Below are 16,007 nucleotides of genomic sequence, written 5' to 3' on the forward strand. Positions count from 1 at the left end.
AACATGGGGCTGATCCTGATCACCCACGACCTCGGTGTGGTCGCCGACGTCGCGGACAAGATCGCCGTGATGTACGCGGGGCGGATCGTGGAGACGGCTCCGGTGCACGAGCTGTACGCGCGCCCGGCGCACCCGTACACCCGGGGCCTGCTCAACTCGATCCCGCGGCTGGACCAGAAGGGGCAGAACCTCTACGCCATCCAGGGCCTGCCGCCGAGCCTGCTGCGGATCCCGCAGGGTTGCGCGTTCAACCCGCGCTGCGACCGGGTGGCGGACCGCTGCCGCACCGAACTCCCGCAGCTCGTCCCGGTACTGGACGGCGAAGGGGCCGACCTGCCGGGCCGCCGCAGCGCCTGCCACTTCTGGAAGGAGACCCTCCATGGCTGAGCCCATCCTGGAGGTGAAGGACCTGGTCAAGTACTACCCGCTGACCCAGGGCATCGTCTTCAAGAAGCAGGTCGGCGCGGTGAAGGCGGTCGACGGCGTCTCGTTCGAGCTGCGGCGGGGCGAGACGCTGGGCATCGTCGGCGAGTCCGGCTGTGGCAAGTCCACGCTGGCCAAGGTGCTGATGAACCTGGAGCGGGCCACCTCCGGCCAGGTGCTCTTCAAAGGCGAGGACATCACCCGGCTCTCGGGCGCCGGCCTCAAGGCCGTGCGGCGCAACATCCAGATGGTGTTCCAGGACCCGTACACCTCGCTGAACCCGCGGATGACGGTCGGCGACATCATCGGGGAGCCGTACGAGATCCACCCCGAGGTGGCGCCGAAGGGCGACCGCCGCAAGGCCGTTCAGGATCTGCTGGACGTGGTCGGGCTCAACCCGGAGTACATCAACCGGTATCCGCACCAGTTCTCCGGCGGTCAGCGCCAGCGCATCGGCATCGCACGGGGGCTGGCGCTCAAGCCGGAGCTGATCATCTGTGACGAGCCGGTCTCCGCGCTGGACGTGTCGGTCCAGGCACAGGTGATCAACCTGCTGGAGCAGCTCCAGGGTGAGTTCGAGCTCTCGTACATGTTCATCGCGCACGACCTCTCCATCGTCCGGCACATCTCCGACCGGGTGGGGGTGATGTACCTCGGCAAGATGGTCGAGATCGGGACGGAGGACCAGATCTACTCCTACCCGACCCATCCGTACACCCAGGCGCTGCTCTCCGCGGTGCCGGTGCCGGACCCGGTGGCGCGCGAGTCCCGCGACCGGATCATCCTGAGCGGCGACCTGCCCTCGCCGGCCAACCCGCCGTCCGGCTGCCGGTTCCGCACCCGCTGCTGGAAGGCGCAGGAGCGCTGCTCCACCGAACTGCCGCTGCTGGCGGTGCCGTCCGTGCTGAGCGGCCCGGCCGCGCACGAGTCGGCCTGCCACTTCGCCGAAGTGCGGGACGTGATCGGCGCGGGCTGACCGGACGACCGCCGGGCCCCGGAGGGTGTGACCGCCTCCGGGGCCCGGCGCGTCACTTCTCGAAGCCGACGTTCTCCCAGACGATGTCGGAGAGGCCCTGCGCGCCGATGTTGGCGAGGTTGGCGCGGGCGCCGTACAGCTGCGGGCGCTGGTAGAGCGGCAGCACGCCGGCCACCTTCCACAGCTCGCCGTCGGCCTGGTTGATGGCCTCGAAGGCGGTGGCCGCGTCGGTCGCGGCGGCGGCCCGGTAGAGGGCGGTGTCGACGGCGGGGCTGCCGGCCTGGGAGTGGTTGGTCCCGCCGTTCTGGACGAAGTTGGCCCGGTTGCCGCTGGCCGGGAAGGGCGTGCCGAGCAGCGAGTACGCGGCGATGTCGAAGTCGCGCCGGTTCACGTACCGGTCGAAGAACTCGTTGGCTTCGGCGGTCACGGTGGTGACCTTGACCCCGACGTCCTTCAGCATCCGGGTGGCGACCGAGGCCTCGTTCTGGGCCTGGGTGACCCCGGCCGGGATGACCATCCGCAGGTTCAGCTCCCGGCCGTCCTTCTTGCGGACGTCGCCGTCGAGCTTCCAGCCGGCCGCCTCCAGCTTCCGGACGGCGTCGTCCGGGTCGTAGCGGCTGAGGCCGAGGGAGTTGTCCCGGTAGGCGTTCTGGTTGGCGACCAGCAGATGGTTGTTGAGGGTGACGGTGGGCCAGTCCAGGCCGTTGAGGTCGGACCGGGTGATGGCGTCCCGGTTGATCGCCTGGAACAGGGCCTGGCGGACGGCCGGGTCGGTGAGCGCGGGGCTCCGGCTGTTCAGCGTGAACTGGCGGAAGTCGGGGCCGCCGGCGCGGCGGACGGCGGCCCCCTTGGTGCTCTTAATGATCTGGTAACCGGCCACGTCGGGACCGTTGTTGAAGAGGTCGACCTCGCCCCTGGCGAAGGCGGCGGCCATGGTGTTGGGGACCATGGCACGGAACACGATCCGGTCCAGCAGCGGTTGGTCGCCCCACCAGGCCGGGTCCGCGACCAGGGTGACGGTCTGGGTGGCCCGGTCGAGCCTCTCGACCTTGAACGGGCCCGCGGTGACCGGGATCGCGTTCAGGTAGGAGGTGTTGAACAGCTCCGGGGTGGCGATCCGGCTCGCCGGGAGCAGCGGGGCGTTGGCGGCGCCGTTGAACATCGACTGCCACTCGGAGAACGGCCGCTCGAAGGTCATCACGGCCTGGAAGTCGTCCTTGCCCCGCTCGACCGCGGAGGCCAGCTCGAAGCCGGTGCTGCTGGAGGCCCGGTAGGCCGGGTCCTTCCCGTTCAGGGCACGCCAGTTGGCCTCGATGTCCCGCCAGGTGATCGGCGTGCCGTCGGACCAGACGGCCTTCGGGTTGAGCGTCCAGGTGACGGTCTGCCGGCCGTCCTTCAGCTCGGACCTGGCGTCCTGGAGATAGGCCGGGTTGACGGTCTGGGTGCCGGCCGCGTCCGAGCGGAAGAAGGTGGGCAGCAGGGGCTTGGTGACGCTGATGGTGGAGGACTCGCCACCGTCGGTCTGGATCGGCGACCACTGGCTGGAGAACTGGGCGATCGCGACGTTCAGCGTGCCGCCCCGGCGCAGCCGCGAGCGGTCGTGAGGGTTGGTGTCGACGGTGGTGAGCTTGGGCGCCTCGGCCGCGGTCGGGAGCGCCCGGGCGCCGGTGCCGGTGCCGCAGGAGCAGAGCGTCAGCGAGAGCGGGACGACGGTGAGGCCGGCGAGCAGGGCCGTTCGGTGTGGCGTGAGGCGGCGGCCCATGGTGTGCTTCTCCCTGGTGCGGGTGTGACGGACGGTACGGCGTCACATCTTGCTGACCTGGGAGGGGAGTTGTCGAGGGGCGGGCCCGAATCCGGGCCCGCCCCCGGGGTCTGCCGCCGGGTGGTGGGTCGGGAAGCGGGTCAGACGGTGGCGAACTTGAAGGTGCGGTCCTTGTCGCCGCTCTTGTCCAGCACCGAGGTGATGCCGTCGGCGACGTCCTGCGCGGTGATCACGGCCGTCTGGCCGTTCTTCTTCACCTTCACCTTGTCGAAGTAGCCGTTGATCTGGCCGTTCAGCGCGTCCAGGTCCCACTTGGGCACGATCTTGCCGGAGGCGTCCGGCACCAGGGTCAGCGCCTTGGCCGCGGTGAGCTTGCCGAAGTCCCACTTCTTGGTGCCGGCCAGGACATGGACGTTGCCGCTCACCACGGACTTGCCCAGGCTGTCGGCGGCGGCCTGGAGGGCCTGCGGCGAGACCTTGGGCTGGGCGGCCGTCACGGAGAGCGCGACGGGCTGCTCGGCCTTGCCCGCGGCGCGGTCGCGGTAGGCCTGCTCGATCTGGTCGACCGCGGCGGCGGAGTCCACCGCCTGGCCGGCCCGGCCGGGCACCACGACGGGCTCACCGGAATCGCTGAACTTGACGTAGCCCTCCTGGAGGGTCTGCCCCGAGCCGGCGCCCAGGGCGTCCAGGGCGGCCTTGAGCTTGGCCCGGTCCACCTTGACCTCCGGCGGTACGGCCTTCTCGCCGCCCTTCAGCGAGGTGATCACGTCGACCGGGCTGTAGCTGTGCCGGGTGAGGTTGTCCACGGTGGCCGTGGTGTCGAAGCTCAGCCCGGCGACGGCCGGGTCGAGGTCCACGGACTGTTCGCCGATCTTCAGCTTGACGGGCTGCCGGCCGGCCTTGCCGATCGTCTCGTCGAGCTGGTGGATCGCCTGGTCTCGGTTGTTGCCGCCGATGTCCGTGCCCAGCACGACGGTGCCCTTGGGGATGTCGGACTGGTTCAGCATCAGACCGGTGCCGTACGCGGCGGCGCCGAGGAACAGCAGGCCGCCGACGGCGTAGACGCCGAGCTTGACGAGCTTCTTGCCGGCGCCGGCCTTGGGCTTGCCCGCCGCCTTGCCCGTCGCGGGCTTGGGGGCCGCCGGCTTGGGTGCCTCGGGCTTCTTCGGGCCGGGCGCGGGCGCCGCCACCGGTCCGGCGGGGCCGCCGGGCGTCTGGGCACCAGGCTCGGGCTGCGGGCGGCCGGGCGCGGTGGCGCCGGGGCCCTCCGGCCGGTGGCCGGGGGACGGGGCGGGGGTCTCGCCCTGGCGGCCGGGGGCGCCGGGGAAGAGGCCGCCCTGGACCGCGGTGCCGAACGGGTCGGTGCCGGCCGGGGGCCGCTGTGCGGCGAACGGGTCGGTGCCGGCCGGGGCGGAGGCGAACAGGCCGGGCTGCGGCAGGCCGTCCTGGGGCAGGCCGTGCTGGGCCGCCGCGCCCGAGGGCGGACCGGATATGGCGCCCGGCGCGGGGGCGCCCTCGCGGATCGGCGCGAAGCCGTCCACCGAGGTGTCCTCCGGGCTCACCGCGCCGGACGGGCCGCCAGCCGGGTGGCCCTGGGGGTGGCCGGCGGCGGGGCCGCCCGCCGGGGCGAAGGGGTCGGCGACCGGGGCGAACGGATCCGCCGGGGCGAACGGGTCGGTGGGGAAGTCCTCGTACACGCCGGCCTCGTCCGCAGGGACGTCCGGTCCGACGCCGGTGCCGAACGGCGAGGCGGGCGCGCCGGTCGGGCGCGGTGCGGGTGCGGGGGCCTGGCCGGGCACCGGGCGGCCGTTCGGGTGGTCCGTACCCTGGCCGGAGGCCTGGGTCTGCCGGGCGCCGCCCGGCTGGGAGCCGTTCTTCCGGGCGCCGTTCGGGCGGGCCCCGGCACCGCCGGCGGGTTCGGCCGGGGGGCCGGCCGGAGCCGGAGCGGGCTCGGTGGAGGACGCCTTCTTCTGGCGCGGCCGGAACCACGCGCCGGTCGACTCGGCCTCCGAGGTGGCCGGCGGGATCTGCCACTCGGGCGGCAGGTTCGGCGGTGTGGCCGTCCGGGCGCCGCCGTCCATCACCCCGAGCACGGGGGAGGAGGGCGCGGCGGAGCGGTGCCGGGGGCCGGGCGGCTCGGTGGCGGCGGGCGGGGTGTCATCGCCCGGGCCGTCCTCGTTCTTGACGGCGCTGCGGACCACGACGGGCGGGATCGGACGCGAGCCGGGGATGTTGATCCGCACCCTGGTGGTCAGGGTGGTCTCGGTCTTCGGGGCCTCGTCCTCGCCGCCCGACGCCGGTCCCTGGGCGGCACTGGTGCCCGCACGGTCGCCGCCGGGGAGGCCCGGTGTGCCGTAGGGCGGGGTGCCCGACGGGTAGGCGTCCGGGCCCGTGCGCCGAGGCGTCGGGTGGGCGTTGTCAGATTCGCGGCTGCTCAATGCTGCTCTGCTCCGGGTTCGCGGGCGGGCCGTCGGGCGCGACCGCGGGTTCGTGGGCGCCGGGCCTGGCGGGCGGCGGTCGGGTACGGCGTTCTGCGGCACCACCATACTGGGAAGAACTGAGCGGTGAACCGGTTCGGATAGAACCTGATACGTCCGGTTCCTCCGGTATGAGAGTACGGCCGTTCGGTCCTGACTGCTCGTCGTACGCGGTACCGTACGCCGCGCACCGCCGAGGTCAGCGGGGAGGGCCCGGTACTCCGGGGAACCAGCTGGTCCGGGTGGGCAGGGTGGCGCAGATCACGCCCAGAATCGACCCGGCGAACAGCCAGCCGAGTGAGGTCGCGTTGGTCCAGAGCACGTTGTCGCCCTCGGGCCGGGGGACCATCACCAGCAGCAGCGCCAGGAACCAGCCGGCCGCCGGGAGCCCCGCGCCGAGCCGGGTACCGGTGACCCGCAGACCGGCGTAGAAGGTGGCACCGGTGGCGGCCAGCGCCAGCAGAACCCCCACCGGCGGCCACAGGGCCTGCACAAAGGCTCCGCAGATCGACACCGCGGCACCCAGCAGGAAGAACAGGACGTAGGCGACGATCCGCCAGGCCCGCGGGGGCTGAGGCTCGGCCAGCCGCTCGGCGCGGGTGCCGAGGACGGCCGCCGGGATCGAGCGGCGCGGCGGCCGGGCGTCGGCGGGCTCGGTCATCGGACACCTTCCTGTTCCTGCGCGGGGGCGGCGGTCGCGTCGGCGGCGGCCGGGCCTGTGGTGTCCAGGCCCGCGAAGAGGTCGTCCTCGGGCAGCCGCGGCCCGGCCTGGCCGCGCACCAGCTGGTAGTACTCGGTGGCGACCAGCGGCTGGCCGAGGTTGTTGGAGAGCGCGAAGAAGGCGCCGTCCACGGTGATCTGGGTGGCGTGCGCGGCCATCGCGGCCGCCTTGCGGCCGGCGTACGCGGCGCCGTCCAGCAGGGTGGTGACCGCGGCGTCGTCCACCACGCCGGGCACGTCGGACGGCGCGGCGACACCGGGGAACGGTGCCCTGGCGGCGGTCTCGGCGAGCCCCCGCTCGATCACCGAACGGGGCATCCGGTTCCAGTACACCTTGGCGATCCGCCAGGCCGGGCCCAGCTCGGGCCGGTACGCGGGATCGGCGGCCAGCTCGTACGCGCGCATCGCGACCCGGTGCGCCTGGATGTGGTCCGGGTGCCCGTAGCCGCCGTCCTCGTCGTAGGTGACCAGGACCTGCGGCCGCACCTCCCGGACCACCGCGACCAGGTGACCGGCCGCCTCGTCCGGGTCGGCCCGCCAGAAGCAGCCGGGCACGTCGTTGTCGGGGACGCCCATCATCCCGGAGTCGCGGTAGCGCCCCGGGCCGCCGAGGAAGCGGACGTCGGCGACGCCGACCGCGCGCATGGCGGCGGTCAGCTCGCCGATCCGGTACGGGCCGAGCGCGTCGTCCCGATCCGCCGTCAGACGGGCCAGCTCCGGCGGGATGACCTCGCCGCCCTCACCGAGGGTGCAGGTCACCAGGGTGACGTGGGCGCCCTCGTCGGTGTACCTGGCCATCGTGGCGCCGTTGCCGATCGACTCGTCGTCGGGGTGCGCGTGCACCAGGAGCAGGCGGCGGCCGGTAGTCACGGTCATGGGAGCAGCCTAACGACCGGTCCACAGGGTGCGGGCGGGGGCGGGGTCAGAGCTTGAGGCCGTTGATCATCCCGGCGAGGTTGCTGGTCACCTGGCTGATCGAGGGGGCGATGGAGCTGGACGCCAGGTAGAAGCCGAGCAGCGCGCAGATGATCGCGTGCGCGAGCTTCAGACCGGAGCGGCGGATCAGCACCACCACGATGACCAGCATCAGCATGGCTGCGGAGATGGACAGGGCCATGTCGGCTTACACCCCTTTTCTCGGGTGCGCCACCCCTCGGCAGGGCGGCGGTCGGACCGTGCGGGACTTGCGGTCGGGCGACCGGGGCCCGGGACGGGGCCCGACGATCACGCGCCGGACCCAGTCATACCCGATGAGTGATGGATGTATGACGTACGGTGACGCCGCACGCCCGGGGTACGGCGGCACCGGTGGGGCGCACAGGCCGGTCGGAGGGGGTTCGGAGGGGGGCGGACGGCTTCGGGGCGTCCTTCGCCGGGATGCTCCGAACGAGTGATCGTGATCGGCCGGGCGGTGGCACCCGAAGGTCGTATGGTCTGGTGCCATGACCACCCACACCCCTGCGGACACCTTCCCGAGGCAGTACGCGCGCACCCTGCGCTACACCGTCGGCGCGCCCCGGTCGTTCTCCGTCGCACCCGACGGCTCCCGGGTCGTCTTCCTGCGCTCCCGTTCGGGCGGCGACCGGGCCAACCTGCTCTGGACCCTCGACACCGCCACCGGCGAGGAGCGGATCGCCGCCGACCCGGCCGTCCTGCTCGGCGGCGGCGAGGAAGACCTCTCCCCGGCCGAGAAGGCCCGCCGCGAGCGCAGCCGCGAGGGCTCGGCCGGCATCGTCGGCTACGCCCTGGACGGCGCCGGCCGGCTGGCCGCCTTCGCCCTCTCCGGACGCCTGTTCACCGCCGACCTGGTGGCGGGCACCACGGCCGAACTGCCCGCCGAGGGCCCGCTCCTCGACCCGCGCCCCTCGCCGGACGGCGTCCACGTCGCCTACGCCAACACCGCCGGCGAGCTGCGGCTCACCCGGACCGACGGTACCGGCGACCGGGCCCTCGTCCAGCCCGAAGGCCCCGGCGTGACCTGGGGGCAGGCCGAGTTCATCGCCCAGGAGGAGATGGACCGCGACCGCGGCTTCTGGTGGTCGCCCGACGGTGACCGGCTGCTGGTCGAGCGGGCCGACGACAGCCCGGTGCGCCGCTGGTGGATCGCCGACCCGGCCAACCCGGGCACCGAGCCCGCCGAGATCGCCTACCCCGCCGCCGGCACCGCCGACGCCGAGGTCGGCCTCTGGGTGGTCGGCCTGGACGGCGCCCGGACGGAGGTGCTGTGGGACCGCACCGCCTTCCCGTACCTGGCCCGGGTGCACTGGTCCAAGGGCGGCGTACCGCTGCTGCTCGTCCAGGCCCGCGACCAGCGCAGCCAGCTGATCCTCGGGGTGGACGTGGCGAGCGGCGCCACCGAGGTGCTGTTCGAGGAGCGCGACGACGCCTGGCTGGAGCTGTTCCAGGGCGTCCCGGCCTGGACGCCGGACGGCCGGCTGGTCCGGATCTCCGACGCGGACGGGACGCGCGCGCTGGTGATCGGCGACCAGGCCGTCACCGGGGCCGACCTGCACCTGCGCTCGGTGGTCGCGATCACCGAGGACGAGGTCTTCTTCAGCGCCTCCGGCGGCGCCGAGGAGACCGACCCCGAGCCCGGCTGGATCGCCGTCGGCCGGATCAGCCACGACGGCAAGCGGCTCTCCTGGGAGGCGGCCAACGGCCGGCCGTTCACCTCGGTGACCACCGCGGTGCACGCGGCCGGCGTCACCGTCCGGGCCACCGCCGAGCACGACCGGCCCGGCACGCTCGTCCAGGTCGCCCGCGACCTGCCGGAGGGCGTGGTGGTGGACGACATCGCCACCATCGAGTCCTACGCCGAGACGCCGGTGATCACCGCCCGCCCGGTCTTCCGCTTCGCCGGTGAGCGGCGCATCCCCGCCGCGGTCTTCCTGCCCACCGGCTACGACCGCGAGCGCGACGGCCTGCTGCCCGTCCTGATGGACCCGTACGGCGGCCCGCACGGCCAGCGCGTCGTCCAGGCGCACAACCCGCACCTCAACTCGCAGTGGTTCGCCGACCAGGGCTTCGCGGTGGTCGTCGCCGACGGGCGCGGCACCCCCGGGCGCGGCCCGGCCTGGGAGAAGTCGATCGCCTTCGACTTCGCCGGCGCCACCCTGGACGACCAGGTGGAGGCGGTGCAGGCGCTCGCCGAGGAGTTCCCGCTGGACCTCGGCCGGGTCGCCATCCGCGGCTGGTCGTACGGCGGCTACCTCTCCGCGCTCGCGGTGCTGCGCCGCCCGGACGTCTTCCACGCGGCCGTCGCCGGCGCCCCGGTGACCGACTGGGAGCTGTACGACACCCACTACACCGAGCGCTACCTGGGCCACCCGGCCGAGCGTCCGGAGGTCTACGCGGCCAACTCGCTGAGCGGCTACGCGGCCGGTCTGGAGCGGCCGCTGATGATCATCCACGGTCTGGCGGACGACAACGTGGTGGCCGCGCACACCCTGCGGCTCTCCTCCGCCCTGCTCGCGGCCGGCCGCCCGCACACCGTGCTGCCGCTCTCGGGCGTCACCCACATGACGCCGCAGGAGGAGGTCGCGGAGAACCTGCTGCTGCTCCAGGTCGACTTCGTGAAGCGCTCGCTGGGCATCTGATCCCCCGCAACCGCCCCTGACCCGCGGCTTCCGCGGCCGGTGCCCGTGCCGCGGGTGCCGGCCGCAGCCATGACATCCGTCATGCGGAAGGCACGACGGCGGGCACTGCCGCCGGCCCCGGTCCGCGCGGGACCCTGAGGTGGCGCGAACGACACCGGCAGGGGAGAGGACCGGGGCGATGGACACCGAAGCGGCCGCCTTCCGGCAGGTCGGCAAGAGCCGCGGCCGGGTCCGGGCGGTGGACGGTGGACGGTCCGGCCGGCTTCCCGGTGGTCTTCGTCGCGGCCGCGGCAGCGCTGTACCGCCGGGACACCGGGCGGGCATGATGGCCCCCATGCCAGACACGTTCTCCGCGTACCGTCCCGACGAGCTCGGGAAGGCGGGCGGGGAACGGGTGGTCTTCACCAACATCCCGGGCGCCCCGGTGGAGAACCGCCGCCAGCTGCTGGTCAAGGTCTGCTGGATGCTGCTCTGGATGGTCTACCTGTTCTACCCGGTGGGCGATCTGCTCAAGGGCGGGCACGCGGTGGCCGCCACGGTGGCCGGCTGGCTGGCCCTGGCCGCCTTCCTGGCCAGCTACATCGGCCTGGTGATCTTCCGCTCGATGGTCGGGAGGCTGCCCAGGGCGGGCGACGCGATGGCCGCCGTGATGATCGTGATCTCGGTGGTCACCACCTTCGGCCTCGGCACCGCCTGGCTGACGCTGTTCACCTACTCCGCGGTGGCCGTCGGCGTCGTCCTGCCACCGCGCTTCGCCCTCGGCGGGGTCGCCGTGATGACGCTGGTCACCGGCGCCGTCGGACTGCTCAGCCACGCCGACCGCGGCGCGATCCCGACCATCATGCTCAGCGCCTTCCTGGCCGGCGCCGCGATGACCGGCCTGCAACGGCTGGTCGCGACCATGCGGGAGCTGCGCGAGGCACGGGCCGCCGTCGCCCACCTGGCCGCCGCCGAGGAGCGGCTGCGGCTCTCCCGGGACCTGCACGACCTGCTCGGGCACTCGCTGTCGCTGATCACCCTGAAGAGCGAGCTGGCCGGGCGGTTCATGGACGCGGGCAAGGACGAGGCGGCACGGGCGCAGGTCGCCGACATCGAGCAGGTGGCCCGGCAGTCGCTGATCGACGTCCGGGAGGCGGTGACCGGCTTCCGCAGGCCCACCCTGCCGGTCGAACTGGCCGCCGCCCGTACGGCGCTGGCGGCCGCGCAGGTGACCCTGGAGGTGTCGCCGACGCTGCCGGACGCCTGGACCGGGCTCGCCACCGAGGAGTCGGGCGCCCTGGCCTGGGCGCTGCGCGAGGCGGTCACCAACATCGTCCGGCACGGCGAGGGCGCCACGGCCTGCACGGTGACGGCCGACGAGACCTGGGAGGGCGACGGCGAGCGATACGCCGCCCTGGAGATCACCGACAACGGCGCCGGGCCCGGCAAGTCCGCCCCGGGCAACGGGCTTTCCGGCCTGGAGGAGCGGCTGACGCTGGTCGGCGGACGGCTGGAGACCGGGCCGGGGGAGCGCGGCAGGGGCTTCCGGCTGCGGGCGCTGGTGCCGCTCCGGACGGCCTCCGCACCCGCGCCCGGCGGGCGTTAGGGCTTGCCGGACAAGCCCTGGGCCACGCCGGGCCCCCGGCCGGCGGTGGTCTCCCCCTTCCTCGGCCGGTCGCCGCGCGCGCCGAACCGGAGGCCGGGCGATGTGGTGACCCCGTACCGATGTCACCACATCGGGTCTTCTTCTCGCCGGTGAATCCCCTTGCGCCGCTTGCCCGGGCCCCGCGCCCGGCCCCTGAGGGATGTTTGAGCAGGGTGAAGCCGGGACAGGGGCACGTTCTGCTGCTAGGCGAGGAAGGACTGCACCATGGCATCGAGGCCGAGAAGGGCGACCGAGGAGATCCGGCGGGGGCCGGCGGAGGTGGCCGCCGAGCCGGTCGACGCTCCCCGGAAGGGGACGCGGGCGTGACGGCCCCGGACTCCTCCTGGTCTCCGTGCATCGGGGAGACGGTGGCCATCGTCCCGCCGGACTGGGAGATCTCGACGCCCTGGGCCCCCCGGATCCCCGCCGAGGTCGTCGATGTGACCGACAACCTCATCACGCTCACCGTCGACGGCCAGCTCCGGCTGCGCCGGCTGCACCAGATCGCGCCCTGGACGGACCTGCGCTGAGCACCGACGAGGCGGAGCCGCGATGAGCGCTCCCGGGCCGTGCACCGCGGCGCCCGGCGTCGCCGTCCACGACCGCCGTGCCGCCCGACTTCCTGCGGGTCGCCCTCTGCCGGTCCGGGCACGCCGGGCAGGCCGGCCCCGGGCGCCCTCAGTCCCCGCGGCCGTAGCCGGAGTCGACGATTCGCTGCGCCCCCTCGGTGTAGTAGCCGGGGTCCTCGGGCAGTTCGGTGGCCAGAGCGTCGACGTAGCGGTTGTACATGCAGAACGCGGCGGCGATCAGGACGGTGTCGTGGATCTCGGTGTCACCGGCGCCGGCCGCCCGGGCGGCCGCGACCGCCTCCTGCGAGACCGGCCCGACCTGCCCCCGGACCTCGGCCGCGATCCGCAGCAGGGCCCGCATCCGCTCCGTGAGCGGCGCGGCCGCGGGATCGGCCAGGGCTGCCTTCACCAGCGCCTCGCCACCCTCCAGCTGCGCTGCGGCGAAGGCGCTGTGGGCGTTCGTGCAGTAGCGGGTGCCGTTGAGCCCGGAGACGTACGCGGCGACCAGCTCGCGCTCGCCCCGGCTCATCGGGGCCGGGTTGCGCAGCAGCGCGTCGGCGAGCATCGACAGCGGGGCGGCGGTGTCCGGGCGGAGCGTCAGCAGCCCGTTGATTCCCGGTAGTTCGTTGTCGATGGCGATGTGCGGCACGGTGCACTTCCTCGTCTCGGAGGGGTGGGCGGACGGCGGTCCATCGTCACGGGTGCCGCTCCGGGCGGGCAACTTCCATATTGCCCAACCGTCTTGGGCCGAGGCCGGCCCCGGCCGGCGTGCCCCGGGTGCAGACCGGGTGCAGACCGGGAGCAGGCCGGGAGCAGGGCGGGTCGGCGAAGTGCCCAGGGGGCGCGCCCCGGCGGACGTGGCTGATTCCAGGCGCGCTTGGAGGGCGTTCGGCCCGGTTCGTACGGGCGGTTCTGAGCCCCGTCCGCCGACCGGCCCCGCCCTGCCGGGCCGGTGCCCTAGCCTGGCCCACGGCCGCCGCGGAGGGCGGTCTCCCGATAGCGGAGGTGTCATGAATTCGCTTGCGAAGAAGGCTCGTTGGGCAGGTTCATTGATGGTGGCCGGGGTGCTGCTGGTCACCGGCGCGGGTGCCGCCGCAGCCGATCAGGCGCCCGAGGTACCGGGTGCCACCGCGGTCGGCTGGCGGTCGCTCGGGCTGGCGGTCAGCCCGGACGGGACCAGGGCGTACGTGGTGGCGTGGGACCGGGTGGGCAGCGACCTCTCCGTGGTGCTGCGGACGGTCGACACCCGGACGGGCACGGTGGTCGCGCGGCTGGCGCTGGCCGACACGGGGACGGCGGGCCGGCCCGTGGTCAGCCCGGACGGCTCCCGGCTCTATGTGGTGGTCTCGGAGCAGCTGGTGGCCGTCTCCACCGCCACCAACACCGTGCTGTCCCGGACCCCGGCGCCGGACCAGCCGCGCCCGGCCGGCTGGAGCCAGGGGAGGCTGACCGGCCTGGCGGTCAGCCGGGACGGCGCGCGGGTCTACGTGGACCAGTACGGGCCGTACGGCCTCAACCAGGGCGTCGGCACGGGCCGGGTGCTGGTGTTCTCCACCGGGCAGGACGCGTTCACCTCCACCGTGCCGGTGGGCGGCTACCAGGTCGACTCGATCGCCGTCGCCCCGAACGGCGGCGCCGCGTACGTCAGCACCGACCAGGGGCTGTTCCACCTGGACACCGGCGGGGCCGTCCCGGCGGTGGCCCGCGTCGTCGACCGGCTCGGCGCCAGTACCGAACTGGCACCCTCCCCGGACGGCACCCGCCTGTACGCGCTGGGCTGGCAGACCGGCAGCGGCACCGGCTACGAGGTCGACACCGCCAGGGACACCGCCCGGCCCGCGGTCACCTTCGGCTCGGGCTGGGTCGACGTGCACTTCGTGTCCGTGAGCCCGGACGGCCGCCGCCTGTACGTGCTCAAGGACGGGTGGGCCCCGAAGGCGTCGGTGCTGTCCTTCGACACCGCGACCAACACCGGCGTCCCGGCGGAGACGCTCACCGGGTTCGCCCTGGACGGGGTGTCGGACGCGGCGGTGGGCCCGGACGGCCACACGCTGTACGTGGTCGGCCTCCACGGCGGCGACGGCTCGTACCTGAAGACCGTCGGCTTCTGACCCGCGGTTCGCGGCGACGCACCCGCGGCGGGCGGCCGGGGACACCGGCCGCCCGCCGCACCGGTGCGGGGGCTCAGGTGCCGGGCCCGTCGGGAGCGGACGTCCGCGGTGCCTCGACGAACCACCCGGGGCCCCTAAGGTCGTCGGCATGAGTGAGATTCAGAACGGCGGGGCCTCCGTCCGCGTCCTGCTCGCCGAGGACCAGGGGATGGTCCGGGAGGCGCTGGCCGCGCTGCTCGGGCTGGAGGGGGACATCGACGTCGTCGCGCAGGTCGGGCGCGGCGACGAGGTGGTGGCGGCCGCCATCGCGCACGAGGTGCAGGTCGCGGTGCTGGACATCGAGATGCCGGGGATGACCGGGATCGAGGCGGCCGCCGAACTGCGCCGGCAGCGGCCCCAGACCAGGGTCGTGATCGCGACGACCTTCGGGCGGCCCGGGTATCTGCGCCGGGCGATGGAGTCGGGCGCGGACGCGTTCCTGGTGAAGGACGCCCCGGCGGCCGAGCTGGCCGAGGCGATCCGGCGGGTGCTGCGCGGCGAGCGGGTGATCGACCCGGCCCTGGCCGCCGCCGCGCTCGCCGAAGGGGCGAACCCGCTGACGGCCCGTGAGCGTGATGTGCTGGCGGCCGCCGCCGACGGGGCGGTGAACGCCGACATCGCCAAGCGGCTGCACCTCTCCGAGGGGACGGTGCGCAACTACCTCTCGATGGCGATCCAGAAGACCGAGGCCCGCAACCGCACCGAGGCCGTCCGGATCGCCCGGGAGAAGGGCTGGCTGTGAAGCCGGTCAGTTGAGCCGGTGCCGGGCCGCGCGGGCCTCCTGCCGGACCTTCGCCGCCGCGTCCGGGTCGAAGGCGTCCAGGATCTCCGCGTACGCGTCCATCTCGGCCGAGCCGCCGAGGAAGTCGCCGGTCCGGACGAGCAGCTCGGCCCGCTCCAGCCGGAGCTGGGCGGGGTGGCGGGGGAGCAGCAGGGCCAGTTCGGTGGCCCAGAGCTGGGTGCGGGCGTGCTCGGGACGGTCGGCGGCCCAGCCGCGGATGTTGCCGAGTACCCGCAGCACGATGTCCAGCGGCTGCGCGGGGGTGAGCAGTTCGGGCGTGAACGGGTGGCCGGTGGCGTGGACCAGGTCGGTCACGTCCGTGAGGTCGAGCAGCCGGCCGCCGTGGAACGGGTCTGCCAGGACGTAGTCGTCGCCGCCGTCCGGGCCGCCGACGGCGACGATGAAGTGGCCCGGCAGGGCGACGCCGTGGACGGCCAGCCCGGCCCGGGCGGCGACCGCCGTCCACACCAGCGACAGCATGATCGGCAGCCCGCGCCGGCGCCGCAGCACGTCCGGCAGCAGCGAGGACTCCAGCCGCCGGTAGTCGGACTGCCGCCCGTGGAACCGCTCCCGCCCGCCGAGGACGGCCGCGAGCAGGGCGGCCGTCTCCTCGGGCCCGGCCGGCGCGCGCTCCGCGACGGCGAGCCGGACGGCGGCGGCGTGCCGGTCCAGCGCGGCCTCGCAGGCGGCGAGCAGCGCGTCCAGGGTGGGCGGCTCCCGGAGGTCGTCGGGATCCGGTGCGGGGCTGTGCTCGGCGGCCGCGAGCAGGCAGAGCAGCACCGGATCGGGGTGCTCGGCCCGGGCCTCGGTCCGGAAGCGTGCTCTGCTCTGCTCGGTCACGGTGGCTGCGACGGCTTTCGTGCGGCGGACGGCTGGGACGGCTGGGACGGCGGACGAGGGACGGCCGGTGGTGGACGGCTCCCGGAGCG

Annotated in this window: 14 protein-coding genes; 7 read left to right on the forward strand and 7 right to left on the reverse strand. The window is 74.1% G+C overall.

The window, feature by feature from the left end; all coding sequences use genetic code 11:
• The coding region (locus tag AB0P06_RS24645) for an oligopeptide/dipeptide ABC transporter ATP-binding protein (RefSeq protein ID WP_363610810.1) at positions 1 to 387 on the forward strand (387 nt) is incomplete at its 5' end.
• On the forward strand, positions 380 to 1,399 hold the full coding sequence (locus AB0P06_RS24650; protein ID WP_363610812.1) for a dipeptide ABC transporter ATP-binding protein: 1,020 nt from the start codon (positions 380 to 382) through the stop codon (positions 1,397 to 1,399). The genes AB0P06_RS24645 and AB0P06_RS24650, both read left to right, overlap by 8 nt.
• A 52-nt stretch (positions 1,400 to 1,451) precedes the next feature.
• Here the strand turns inward: AB0P06_RS24650 and AB0P06_RS24655 are convergent, their stop codons facing one another.
• From AB0P06_RS24655 to AB0P06_RS24675, 5 genes are all read right to left on the reverse strand, one after another.
• Positions 1,452 to 3,161 (reverse strand): ABC transporter family substrate-binding protein, encoded by a 1,710-nt coding sequence (locus tag AB0P06_RS24655; protein ID WP_363610814.1) that lies wholly within the window; start codon positions 3,159 to 3,161, stop codon positions 1,452 to 1,454.
• Positions 3,162 to 3,301: 140 nt separating this feature from the next.
• Positions 3,302 to 5,599, reverse strand: a complete 2,298-nt coding sequence (locus tag AB0P06_RS24660; protein WP_363610816.1) for a peptidoglycan binding domain-containing protein — start codon at positions 5,597 to 5,599, stop codon at positions 3,302 to 3,304.
• 238 nt (positions 5,600 to 5,837) lie between these two features.
• A complete protein-coding gene (locus AB0P06_RS24665; RefSeq protein WP_363610818.1) occupies positions 5,838 to 6,299 on the reverse strand; it encodes a DUF6113 family protein in 462 nt (153 codons plus the stop codon).
• Entirely contained in the window at positions 6,296 to 7,234 is a 939-nt protein-coding gene (gene mshB / locus AB0P06_RS24670; RefSeq protein WP_363610820.1) for an N-acetyl-1-D-myo-inositol-2-amino-2-deoxy-alpha-D-glucopyranoside deacetylase, read from the reverse strand. The genes AB0P06_RS24665 and mshB overlap by 4 nt, the downstream gene beginning before the upstream one ends.
• 46 nt (positions 7,235 to 7,280) lie before the next feature.
• Positions 7,281 to 7,475 carry a DUF2304 family protein gene (locus AB0P06_RS24675; RefSeq protein ID WP_363610822.1) on the reverse strand — a complete coding sequence of 65 codons (195 nt, stop codon included), beginning with the start codon at positions 7,473 to 7,475 and terminating at the stop codon, positions 7,281 to 7,283.
• 325 nt (positions 7,476 to 7,800) lie between these two features.
• Here AB0P06_RS24675 and AB0P06_RS24680 point away from each other — a divergent pair, with 325 nt between their 5' ends.
• From AB0P06_RS24680 to AB0P06_RS24690, 3 genes are all read left to right on the forward strand, one after another.
• Complete coding sequence (locus AB0P06_RS24680) at positions 7,801 to 9,954, forward strand: prolyl oligopeptidase family serine peptidase (protein WP_363610824.1); 2,154 nt, start codon at positions 7,801 to 7,803, stop codon at positions 9,952 to 9,954.
• A 334-nt stretch (positions 9,955 to 10,288) separates the two neighbouring features.
• Positions 10,289 to 11,539: a histidine kinase gene (locus AB0P06_RS24685; RefSeq protein WP_363610826.1), complete on the forward strand. Its 1,251-nt coding sequence runs from the start codon at positions 10,289 to 10,291 to the stop codon at positions 11,537 to 11,539.
• Positions 11,540 to 11,901: 362 nt separating this feature from the next.
• The gene (locus AB0P06_RS24690; RefSeq protein ID WP_363610828.1) at positions 11,902 to 12,108 is read left to right on the forward strand and encodes a hypothetical protein; all 207 of its coding nucleotides are present in this window, start codon (positions 11,902 to 11,904) and stop codon (positions 12,106 to 12,108) included.
• A gap of 148 nt (positions 12,109 to 12,256) precedes the next feature.
• Here AB0P06_RS24690 and AB0P06_RS24695 read toward each other — a convergent pair whose 3' ends face one another.
• Complete coding sequence (locus tag AB0P06_RS24695; protein WP_363610830.1) at positions 12,257 to 12,796, reverse strand: carboxymuconolactone decarboxylase family protein; 540 nt, start codon at positions 12,794 to 12,796, stop codon at positions 12,257 to 12,259.
• Between the two features lie 361 nt (positions 12,797 to 13,157).
• Between AB0P06_RS24695 and AB0P06_RS24700 the strand changes: the two genes are divergently transcribed.
• Positions 13,158 to 14,258: a YncE family protein gene (locus AB0P06_RS24700; RefSeq protein WP_363610832.1), complete on the forward strand. Its 1,101-nt coding sequence runs from the start codon at positions 13,158 to 13,160 to the stop codon at positions 14,256 to 14,258.
• Between the two features lie 148 nt (positions 14,259 to 14,406).
• Positions 14,407 to 15,039, forward strand: coding sequence for a response regulator transcription factor (locus tag AB0P06_RS24705; protein WP_363610834.1), 633 nt, complete (start codon positions 14,407 to 14,409; stop codon positions 15,037 to 15,039).
• Between the two features lie 6 nt (positions 15,040 to 15,045).
• Here the strand turns inward: AB0P06_RS24705 and AB0P06_RS24710 are convergent, their stop codons facing one another.
• The gene (locus AB0P06_RS24710) at positions 15,046 to 15,918 is read right to left on the reverse strand and encodes a transglutaminase-like domain-containing protein (protein ID WP_363610836.1); all 873 of its coding nucleotides are present in this window, start codon (positions 15,916 to 15,918) and stop codon (positions 15,046 to 15,048) included.
• Positions 15,919 to 16,007 lie beyond the last annotated feature (89 nt).

The sequence above is a fragment of the Kitasatospora sp. NPDC088351 genome (assembly GCF_040685575.1).
GTDB lineage: Bacteria > Actinomycetota > Actinomycetes > Streptomycetales > Streptomycetaceae > Kitasatospora.

Excerpts from the sequence above, each read along its gene's own strand:
- AB0P06_RS24655 (WP_363610814.1), bottom strand. The coding sequence starts at position 3,161 with ATGGGCCGCCGCCTCACGCCACACCGAACGGCCCTGCTCGCCGGCCTC.
- AB0P06_RS24665 (WP_363610818.1), bottom strand. The coding sequence starts at position 6,299 with ATGACCGAGCCCGCCGACGCCCGGCCGCCGCGCCGCTCGATCCCGGCG.
- AB0P06_RS24675 (WP_363610822.1), bottom strand. The coding sequence starts at position 7,475 with ATGGCCCTGTCCATCTCCGCAGCCATGCTGATGCTGGTCATCGTGGTG.
- mshB (WP_363610820.1), bottom strand. The coding sequence starts at position 7,234 with ATGACCGTGACTACCGGCCGCCGCCTGCTCCTGGTGCACGCGCACCCC.
- AB0P06_RS24705 (WP_363610834.1), top strand. The coding sequence starts at position 14,407 with ATGAGTGAGATTCAGAACGGCGGGGCCTCCGTCCGCGTCCTGCTCGCC.
- AB0P06_RS24650 (WP_363610812.1), top strand. The coding sequence starts at position 380 with ATGGCTGAGCCCATCCTGGAGGTGAAGGACCTGGTCAAGTACTACCCG.
- AB0P06_RS24685 (WP_363610826.1), top strand. The coding sequence starts at position 10,289 with ATGCCAGACACGTTCTCCGCGTACCGTCCCGACGAGCTCGGGAAGGCG.
- AB0P06_RS24680 (WP_363610824.1), top strand. The coding sequence starts at position 7,801 with ATGACCACCCACACCCCTGCGGACACCTTCCCGAGGCAGTACGCGCGC.
- AB0P06_RS24700 (WP_363610832.1), top strand. The coding sequence starts at position 13,158 with ATGAATTCGCTTGCGAAGAAGGCTCGTTGGGCAGGTTCATTGATGGTG.